This is a genomic window from Methylomonas sp. BG-2, from assembly GCF_057766305.1.
This window is the reverse complement of record NZ_JBYMAP010000352.1, coordinates 1-2,917: the sequence shown is the minus strand read 5'-3', so window position 1 is coordinate 2,917 and position 2,917 is coordinate 1. Positions and strand designations below refer to the sequence as shown.

The following is a 2,917-nucleotide window of genomic DNA, read 5'->3' as shown; positions in this document are numbered from 1 at the left end:
CCAACGCTCCAGCCGACTCCGCTAACGCTACGCGGCTGAGCTTTGCGTTAGGCCTTTATGAAACTGCTGTTTTTATTGGTGACTCTTCTATTTTTGCAAACGTTTCAGGCGGATGCCGAGCAATCTAGTTTTCTTTCCCCAACCGACGTGGATTTCGTATCAAAACTTGGGGTCACGAAGTCAGATTCTAAAGACGTACAAGAATTGATTTCTAAACATAAAGAATACTATGTGTCTCGGATAGAGAAGACCCAAATCGGTTTGATTGGAGCGCGGCTTGCTCCACGACCAGAAAGCACAAACCCAACTGGTGGTCCGGTATATTTTTTCGAGAAACAGAACGGCAAGTGGATCGAATTAAGCGAAATGTCAGTATGGGGCAATTACTTGTGAAAGGGCCTAACCAGCGCTATAGGGTGTAATAGGCAAAGCCGTATTACACCAATCGTTACCGCCGGTGTAATACGCTTCGCTATTACACCCTATTCTCCGAGTGATTTTAAATCTAGATCACATAGGGACATAGTATGTGCTGAACGAAGTGAAGCGCATCAGTCGGTCGCGATCGATGCGTCGGCTAGCATCCTACAACACCCCATTAAACCTACTGCTTTTAAACTCACAGATTACCTCGGGTACGCCGACGGGGTTGATCCCCCTGATACCGCGCCGAGCACCGGAGGGTTTGAGCGGACAAATCGGCAGGATAGCCGATTTGCATGCGTAGCACCCGCAGGGCGAAGAACATGGATGTACCGAGTGAGCTGCCCGCAGGGGCGATGCAGGGATGCATCGCGTTTTCGGAGGGCTATGGATAGCCCTTCCGAAAACCCCGTTCAAACCCTTCGGAGCGCAGGATACAAGCGGCATGGGGTAGCCTTTTCTTTTGGGTACTTTTCTTTCGACTGCATGGATGCAGGAGGTAGAGCAACTCAGGAGCAATTGCCGAGGACAAGCAAAGAAAAGTACCTCGGCTGTCGGGCCGAGACTCGACTTTAAAATAGCCCTCGCGATAGCGACACAAATTTGGCCGCTATTGTCTTAACTACAATCACCACCGCGCTCTATATCGCTAGATTGTGCAGATACAGAAACTGGAGTCGTAGGCTTAAGGTTCGGCGATTCTTTAACCGGCTTTGGAATACCCAATCAACGCCTCGAACTTGGCTAACGCGCTGCCGTCCGCCAGCACCGCGTAGGCCCGGCGGACGCCGGCTTCCAGCGAGTCGGTCAAATCGGCGGCGTAAATCGCGGCACCGGCATTCAGCGCGACGATGTCCAGCGCCGGGCCGGGCTGGTTGTTCAGCACTGCTTTGACGATGGCCAGGCTGTCGGCGGCGTTGGCGATGGCCAGACTGGCGAGCGGCGAGCGGCGCAGGCCGAAATATTCCGGGGTGATCGTGTAGGTGCCGATCGCGCCGTTGTGCAGTTCGGCGACATCGGTCGGCGCCGCGATGCTGATTTCGTCCAGACCGTCGTGGGCGTGCACGACCAAGACGTGGCGGCTGCCCAGACGCTTCAGCACTTCGGCTACCGGCACCAGCCATTGTTTGTCGAACACGCCGATCAGTTGGTGCGGCGCGTTGGCCGGATTGGACAGCGGGCCGATCAGGTTGAACAGCGTGCGCACGCCCATTTCCTTGCGCGGCCCGACCGTGTGGCGCACCGCGCTGTGGTGCTTGGCCGCAAACAAAAAGCCAACGCCGATGTCGTCGACGCATTGGCCGACTTGCTCGGCCGGCAGGTCGAGATTGACGCCGGCCGCTTCCAGCAAATCGGCGCTGCCGCAGCAACTGGACACCGAACGGTTGCCGTGCTTGGCGACCTTGCCGCCGGCCGCCGCGACCACGAAAGCCGCGGTGGTCGAGATGTTGAAGGTGTTGGCGCCGTCGCCGCCGGTGCCGCAGGTGTCGATAACGTGTTCGCCGGTTACCGGCACCTTATGGACCAACTCGCGCAGCACGCCGACCGCCGCGGCAATTTCGTCGATGGTTTCGCCCTTGCAGCGCAGCGCGATCAAAAAGCCGGCGATCTGGGCGTCGGTCAATTTGCCGTTCATCATCGCGCGCATTGCCGCGCGCATTTCCTCGCTATCGAGATCCTGTTTATCGAGCAGTTTTTGCAGGGTGGCCTGAATGTGCATGGGTCGGGTCGATGGTTGTGGGTTTAGAAGATCCGGTGATCGGAAATCTCGGGACTGAGGCTCCGGGCGGCCGGATTCTACCGGTCCGTCCAACTGAAAACCGGCGAATGTTTAGTAGGAAAGCCGTTGGCCGCGATTGCTATAGGCGGGTTCTGAACCATTCAGTAACCGCCAAGTTCAGCGCGCACGGTTAAGCTCCCGGTCGCGGCTAAAGACCCTACTGTAACGATATTGGTCTTTATCCGTATGCCGCCCATGATAACAAACCCGGCCCTAAGCCGGTTTGTCGGATCGGTTTCGCAACCAGGCCAGCGCGCCCAAGCCGGCGGCGCGGCCGGTCGCGAAACAGGCGGTCAACAAATAGCCGCCGGTCGGCGCTTCCCAATCCAGCATTTCGCCGGCCGCGAACACGCCCGGCAACTGGTGCAACATTAAACTTCGGTCGAGTTCGGCGAATTCGATGCCGCCGGCGCTGCTGATGGCTTCGGCGATGGGCCTGGGCGCGCTGAAGCGAATCGGCACGGCTTTCGCGGTGGCGGCCAGACGCAACGGGTCGTTGAATTCGGCGGCCGGTAACGCTTCGCGGACCAGCGCCAGTTTGACGCCGCTCAGCCCCAACCGCTTGCGCAGTTGGTTGCTCAAGCTGTCCTTGCCGCGCGGTTGAGCCGCGCGCCGGCAAACTTCGTCGAGCGTCAGGCCGGGCAACAAGTCCAGGTGGATGGTCGCGGCGCCGTTGGCGGCAATGGCATCGCGGATCGGGGCGGACAAGGAATA

General features: G+C 58.4%; 3 protein-coding genes. 1 reads left to right on the top strand and 2 read right to left on the bottom strand.

Features of this window, described 5'->3' with window-relative positions; all coding sequences use genetic code 11:
• Window positions 1–57 precede the first annotated feature (57 nt).
• Window positions 58–393 carry a hypothetical protein gene (locus tag AC3B8H_RS19970; protein ID WP_488443271.1) on the top strand — a complete coding sequence of 112 codons (336 nt, stop codon included), beginning with the start codon at window positions 58–60 and terminating at the stop codon, window positions 391–393.
• Window positions 394–1,126: 733 nt separating this feature from the next.
• On the opposite strand, the gene trpD is transcribed toward AC3B8H_RS19970, so the two are convergent.
• Window positions 1,127–2,143 carry an anthranilate phosphoribosyltransferase gene (gene trpD, locus AC3B8H_RS19965; protein WP_488443270.1) on the bottom strand — a complete coding sequence of 339 codons (1,017 nt, stop codon included), beginning with the start codon at window positions 2,141–2,143 and terminating at the stop codon, window positions 1,127–1,129.
• Window positions 2,144–2,416: 273 nt separating this feature from the next.
• Window positions 2,417–2,917 (bottom strand): NAD(P)/FAD-dependent oxidoreductase (locus AC3B8H_RS19960; protein WP_488443269.1); only part of this gene is annotated, 501 nt, incomplete at its 5' end.